Origin of the sequence: Mesorhizobium sp. M5C.F.Ca.IN.020.32.2.1, from assembly GCF_004023105.1 — a bacterium.
GTDB lineage: Bacteria > Pseudomonadota > Alphaproteobacteria > Rhizobiales > Rhizobiaceae > Mesorhizobium > Mesorhizobium wenxiniae.
This window is the reverse complement of sequence record NZ_RZSX01000307.1, coordinates 1-6637: the sequence shown is the minus strand read 5'-3', so window position 1 is coordinate 6637 and position 6637 is coordinate 1. Positions and strand designations below refer to the sequence as shown.

General features: G+C 62.3%; 5 protein-coding genes and 1 pseudogene. 2 read left to right on the top strand and 4 right to left on the bottom strand.

From position 1 onward, the window contains the following. A pseudogene (locus EOA86_RS16840) lies at window positions 1–292 on the top strand (DNA polymerase IV); the annotation flags it as partial. Window positions 293–378: 86 nt separating this feature from the next. On the opposite strand, the gene EOA86_RS16835 reads toward EOA86_RS16840, so the two are convergent. After that, window positions 379–885, bottom strand: coding sequence for a hypothetical protein (locus EOA86_RS16835; RefSeq protein ID WP_127210362.1), 507 nt, complete (start codon window positions 883–885; stop codon window positions 379–381). Between the two features lie 182 nt (window positions 886–1067). Between EOA86_RS16835 and EOA86_RS16830 the strand changes: the two genes are divergently transcribed. Further along, the gene (locus EOA86_RS16830; RefSeq protein WP_127210360.1) at window positions 1068–1949 is read left to right on the top strand and encodes a DMT family transporter; all 882 of its coding nucleotides are present in this window, start codon (window positions 1068–1070) and stop codon (window positions 1947–1949) included. Between the two features lie 105 nt (window positions 1950–2054). Here EOA86_RS16830 and EOA86_RS16825 read toward each other — a convergent pair whose 3' ends face one another. The 3 genes from EOA86_RS16825 to dnaE form a co-directional block, all read right to left on the bottom strand. Next, a complete protein-coding gene (locus EOA86_RS16825; RefSeq protein WP_127210358.1) occupies window positions 2055–2855 on the bottom strand; it encodes a potassium channel family protein in 801 nt (266 codons plus the stop codon). Between the two features lie 104 nt (window positions 2856–2959). Further along, entirely contained in the window at window positions 2960–3970 is a 1011-nt protein-coding gene (locus EOA86_RS16820) for a methyltransferase (protein WP_127210356.1), read from the bottom strand. Window positions 3971–4151: 181 nt separating this feature from the next. Then, on the bottom strand, window positions 4152–6637 hold a 2486-nt coding region (dnaE, locus tag EOA86_RS16815), incomplete at its 5' end, for a DNA polymerase III subunit alpha (RefSeq protein ID WP_128342676.1).

Genomic DNA, 6637 nt, shown 5'->3' with positions numbered 1-6637 from the left:
ACTCGGCGATCCGACACGGCTGGCCGACCGCATTTTTTCGACCGGGCTCGAACTGCTGCGCAAGGAGGCGGATGGCACGAGATACCGGCTGCTCGGCATCGGTGTGAGCGACCTCTCGAATGACGACAAGGCCGATCCGCCCGACCTCGTCGATATTCAGTCGCGCAAGCGCGCCATGGCCGAAGGCGCCATCGACACGCTACGCGATAAATTCGGCCGCAGGGCGGTGGAGACCGGCTACACCTTCGGCAAGGGCCGCAACGCCCACCCGCCCGAGCCGATCGATGACTGAGTACGATTCTGAACCGAGAGGTCCGCTTAAGCGAAAAGCGGAATCCGGTTCGGAAAAGATCATGCCACAAAAAGATAGAGCGGCTGTCAGATGCGCCTCAAGTCGATCCGGCTGGTCAAAACGCGCTCGCCGGTTTTCGGATCGACGTCGATAACGGTCAGCCGCATCCCGTCCTCGCCATTCTTCTCGACCGTCATTTGCGCCGTGCGATCGCCGTTGACCTCCTTCGCCCAACGGATGCCGAGATTGATCGCATTGCCTGAGCGCCTGCCGCTGAGCTGCGCCGGCCCGGTGCGGGACCCGACATAGGTCCCGGTGTACTTCGTACCGCGGGACTTCAGATCGGCACTGATGGCGCGCGTCACCACGACGAGACCGCGGCAGGTGCCGTCCAGCGACAATGAGCTCGATGTCGCGTCGGAATTGAAGCGGCAGGAGACGCTCACCGTCGGCGCCTCGGTGGTTACCTTGACGGTCCCCTTGCCGGCGAAGTTTCCCTCGAACGAGCGGAGAAAATCGGCCTCGTCGGCATGAGCCGCGCCAGCCGCAGCCGTCAGGCAGCCGGCAAGTACAAATCGTACAAATGATTTCATGGGATCTCTCCTCGTTGATATCGGAACGACGATATTTCCAATGAACTGTCTGTTGGACCAACGCCCGCCGTGAAGGCAGGTTCCGCCTTCAACATGACCGTTTTGCAACACGTCGCTTCTGGCCCAGCCGAATGCGTCGACTAGCGGTTGCGGTGAAAGTCCCGGCTTGCGACATAGCGCGCATGGCACCCTCACCCTCGATCCCCCGGGCCGCGTTCTGGATGGCGCTGTCGATCGCATCGTTTCTGACGATGTCGGTCGCCGGCCGCGCCACGACGGCCGAGCTCAACGTATTCCAGGTGCTGGAGCTGCGCTCGGTGATCGGCCTTTTCATCCTCCTGCCGCTGGTGATGATATCAGGCGGTTTTGCGGCAATGCGCACCAAACGCCCCTTGGCTCATATCGCCCGCAATGTCGTCCATTTTGTCGGCCAGGCGGCATGGCTATACGCCTTGACGCTGATCCCGCTGGCCGTGCTGATCTCCATCGAATTCACGACGCCGATCTGGACGGCCATTCTGGCGGTCGGCTTTCTTGGTGAAAGACTAAGCCGGCCAAGACTTGCGGCCATCGTGCTCGGACTGATCGGTGTGGTGATCATCGTCCGTCCGGGCGTCGGCTCCGTCGATCCGGGACATATCGTCGTGCTGGGTGCCGCGGTCTGCTTCGGCATATCTGTGGTCCTGGTCAAATCGCTGACGCGGACGGACAGCGTCGTGTCCATCATCTTCTGGATGCTGGTCATACAGTCGGTGCTCGGCCTTATCCCGGCGCTCTACGAATGGCGCAACCCGCCGCTCGAACTTTGGCCGTGGATCCTGCTGATCGCCTTCACCGGCATGTCGTCGCATTTCTGCATGGCCCGCGCGCTCGCCTATGCCGACGCGACCGTCATCTCGCCGATGGACTTTTTACGCGTGCCGCTGTCAGCGCTGATCGGCTGGCTGCTCTACCACGAGCAGATCGATGCTTTCACCGCCGGCGGCGCCTTGCTGATCCTGTTGGGCAATCTGCTCAATCTGCAGAAAAAAGCGAGCAAACCAGCGGAAGTGGCAGCGTCTTAGCATTTTGCAGCCAAGGATCTTCGTTTGGCGTCCGACAAAATGCGTGAAAGCAAAGAATTACAGCGCGGTTTTAGTTCCACCAAAACCGCGCTCCAACCTCGCATCTTAGTCGCCTTCGTCGGGGATGTTGAGGATATGCCCGCAGGCCTTGCAGTGGACGGCGTCGGCTTCATGCCGCTGAAGGCCGCATTGCGGGCAAGGAAAAAACACCTTGTTGGGACGGAAGAGCGCCTGCGCCAGCCTGACGAACAGCGATATGCCGATGATCATGGTGACGATGGCGGTGAGCTTGCCGGCGATACCCGGCAGGACGATGTCACCGAAGCCGGTCGTGGTCACCGTGGCGACGGTGAAATAAAGCGCGTCGACATAGCCTTCGAGACCGGCCCCAGTGCGGAAGAAGAAGGTGTAGACAAAACCGGTGATGACAAGGAGGAATGTCAGGAGATTGATGACTGCGTGGCTCGCCTCGCGCCATTTTTTGAGGCCGCGCATCTCGAGATACCGCCACAGCGCGCCGCTGCGCGACAGCGACCACAGCCGCAATATGCGCAGGAAGCCCAGATTGGCTAGCGCTGAAGGCATCAGCAGCGTCAGCAGGATAAATGCATCGACCCACGACGCCGGCTGTTTCATCAGGCGCAGCATGTCGTTGGAGGCAAGCAGCCGCGCAATCATGTCGGCGGCGACAAGCGCTGCCACGGAATAATCGAGCCAGAGGAACGAAGGCGACTCCTGGATTACCGGTGTGGCGATGAAGAAGGCGATGATGGCAAGGTCGATGATGATCGCGACCAGTTGAAACCGGAAAGCCGCGGGCGTGCGCCCGTGATAGAGCTTGCGCAGCGTGCCGCGCAGCCGCGTCAAGGCTGAATCCCGAGCTCCGTCCCTGTCTGGCGCCTTCATGACAACTGCGATAACGCTCGCTGCGACAGCCGTCCAGTGGGGCAGAGCAGGGTGAAGCCGTTGTGGCTTGAGAACATCCGGAGCGTTTCAGACCCGGAAAGCGATCAGACCGGTTCCGCCTCGATGATGCTGATGCGAGGTCCAGCTTCAACGATATTGGCGACCTGGAAATCCGACGCCGCAAGCAGCAACTCGAATTCTTCTCCCGTGCGCTCCTGCCCGCCCGGCATGACCAGCATGTTCAGATCGCCGAATTTTGCGCCGGCGCCTTCGTTGGGCGGCGCCAGAATGCTCTCAAGCACCAGCAGTTTGCCGTCTGGGCGCATCGCACGGCGGCAGGTTTTCAGGATCCGGATGTTTGTGTCGTCGTCCCAGTCATGCAGGATCCATTTAAGCACAACCGCATCGGCGCCCTCGGGCACCGAGACGAAGAAATCGCCGGCGACGATGTCGCATCGATCGGCCACGCCCGCGGCGTCAAAGATCGGGCCGGCCTTCGCCACGACCTGCGGCTGATCGAAAAGAATGCCGCGCTGGCCGGGATTGCGGCAGAGAATTTCGGCAAGCAGCGCGCCCTGCCCGCCCGCGACATCCATGACAACAGAGAACGGCCGGAAGTCATAGGCCGCGATCACCGCGGCGGCGACGCCACGCGACATGGCCGTCATCGCGCGGTCGAAGATGACGGACTCTTCCGGATGCTCCGCCCGGTATTCCCAAACGCCCTTGCCATGAGCGTGGCGAAAGGCATTTTCGCCGGTGCTGACACTGTGCAGCAGATCGCTCCATGCCTGACGGAAATACGGCCGTCCGGCCAGAATCGCCCACGGTGCGACCGAATGCTGAACATCGGATCGCAACGCGACGCCAACCGGGGTCAGCGAGAAAAACCGGTCTTCCGCTTCATGGAACACGCCGACCGATGCCAGGGCGCGCAGCAGCCGGTAGAGCGCTTGCGGATGAGTATTGGTCAACGCAGCAAGTTCGCCGCTGGTGCGTTTTCCGTCCTTGAGATGGTCTGCGATGCCCAGTGTGGCGGCGACGCATACCGCCTGAGATACCTGGAACCCATTGACCATTTTCTGGAGTTCGGCAGCAGCTGTCCGCTCGTCCATGAGGCTCTCCCCCGGCCGCCGAAAGAGCCAGGCCAGCAACCGAAAAGACGAGTTGATGGCATGGCGGGCCGACCTCACGATACCAGTGGCAATGTCACCAGCCAATCCGGCGCTGGGCATGCTGGCGCTGGCTTGGCGGAACACGGTCCAAACACCCGAGGCTGTGCCAATCCGCGTTAGCTCACACCAGCTCTACTTCCACCACGCCCGGCACCGCGCGCATGGCCGACGCGATCTGCGGCGAGACGCGGTAACGGTTGGGCAGTTCGATCTCGACCTCGCCCTGCGCCTCATCCTTGATGACGATAATGCTCACCTGGCTATCGCCGCGCTGGGTAAGCTGCGATTGAATCGCCGACGCCGGTCGGTCATCCCTGACAAAGATGCGCAAGGCCTTCTGGATGCGGCTTGCCTCGTCCTCCAGCGACTGCACCGTCTGGATGCGCAGATTGACGCCTTCGGGCCTGTCCTCGGCCGAAACGGTGATCACCACCGATCGGCCGGGCTCGAGCAGGTCGCGATACTGCGCCAGACCTTCGGAAAAAAGCACCGCTTCATACTGGCCCGACGTGTCGGAGAACTGCACGACGCCCATTTTGTTGCCGGTGCGCGTCTTGCGCTCCTGCTTGGTGGTGACGGTGCCGGCAAGCCGCCCGGCGGCAGCACCGCGTTTGACCGCGGCCGAGAACTCGGCCCAGTTCTGCACCCGCATCTTCTGCAGCGCCGCCTTGTATTCGTCCAGCGGATGCGCGGAGAGATAGAAGCCGACCACCTGGAATTCACGGTGCAGGCGGTCGGCGGCAAGCCACGGGTCGGTCGCCGGCAGGTTGAGCGCCTGCGACTGTGCGCCGAGCGAAGCACCGAAAATGTCGTGCTGGCCCGACATTGCATTCTGCTGCGCCAGCGACGCCAGCCCCATCATCCGCTCGACGCCCGCCATCATCGCGGCGCGGTCGTGGCCGAAGCAGTCGAGCGCGCCGGCCATGATCAGGCTTTCGAAGACCCGCTTGCCGACGATCTTCGGATCGACCCTTTCGCAGAAATCGGCGAGGTTCTTGAACGGTTTCCCGCCGCGCATGGCGACGATATGCTCGACCGCCGCGTCGCCGACGCCCTTGAGCGCGGCCAGCGAATAGAAGATCCGGTTCTCGCCGACTTCGAAGGCCCGGAAGCTTGATATCACCGACGGCGCCACGACGTCGATGCCGAGGCGCAGCGCATCCTGGCGGAAATCGGCGAGCTTGTCGGTGTTACCCATGTCGAGCGTCATCGACGCGGCCAGGAACTCGACCGGGTAGTGCGCCCTCAGATAGGCCGTCTGGTAGGAGACGACGGCATAGGCGGCCGCATGCGACTTGTTGAAACCGTAGTCGGCGAACTTTGCCAGCAGGTCGAAAATGAAGTCGGCTTGCGGCTTGCCGACGCCGCGCTCGACCGCGCCCGAAACAAAGCGCTCGCGCTGCTTGTCCATCTCGGCGCGGATCTTCTTGCCCATGGCGCGGCGCAGCAAATCGGCTTCGCCCAGCGAATAGCCGGCAAGCTCCTGCGCGATCTGCATCACCTGTTCCTGGTAGACGATTACGCCTTGCGTCTCCTTCACCAGATGGTCGATCTTTGGATGGATCGACGCCATCTCCTCCTCGCCATGCTTTCTGGCGTTGTAGGTCGGGATGTTCTCCATCGGCCCCGGCCGGTAAAGCGCGACCAGCGCGATAATGTCCTCGATGCAGTCGGGGCGCATGCCGATCAGCGCCTTGCGCATGCCTGCACTTTCCACCTGGAACACGCCGACCACTTCGCCGCGCGACAGCATGGCATAGGTATCGGGGTCATCGAGCGGAATGTGGGCGAGATCGATCTCGATGCCGCGGCGGCGGATCAGCTTGACCGCGGTCTCCAGCACCGTCAGCGTCTTCAGGCCGAGAAAGTCGAACTTCACCAGCCCGGCCTGCTCGACATACTTCATGTTGAACTGGGTGACCGGCATGTCGGAGCGCGGGTCGCGGTACATTGGCACCAGCTCCCACAGTGGCCGGTCGCCGATGACGATCCCGGCGGCATGCGTCGAGGCGTGGCGGTAGAGCCCTTCCAGCTTCTGCGCCATGTCGAGCAGTGTCTGCACGATCGGCTCCCGCTCGGCCTCTTCGGCAAAGCGCGGCTCGTTGGCGATGGCGTCGGCGAGCTTGACCGGATTGGCCGGGTTCGACGGCACCATCTTAGAGAGCTTGTCGACCTGGCCATAGGGCATCTGCAGCACCCGGCCGACATCGCGAAGCACTGCGCGGGCCTGCAGCGTACCGAAGGTGATGATCTGGCCGACCTGGTCGCGGCCGTATTTCTGCTGGACGTAGCGGATGACCTCTTCGCGCCGATCCTGGCAGAAATCGATGTCGAAGTCGGGCATCGACACGCGGTCTGGATTGAGAAAGCGCTCGAACAGCAGCGAGAAGCGCAGCGGATCGATGTCGGTGATGGTCGTCGAATATGCAACCAGCGAGCCGGCGCCCGATCCGCGGCCCGGCCCGACCGGAATGCCTTGCGCCTTCGCCCATTTGATGAAGTCGGCGACGATCAGAAAGTAGCCGGGATATTTCATCCTCTCGATGACCCCGAGCTCGAAATCCAGCCTTTCGCGATATTGTTTGGCTGTGTAGCCAGCAGTTGGGC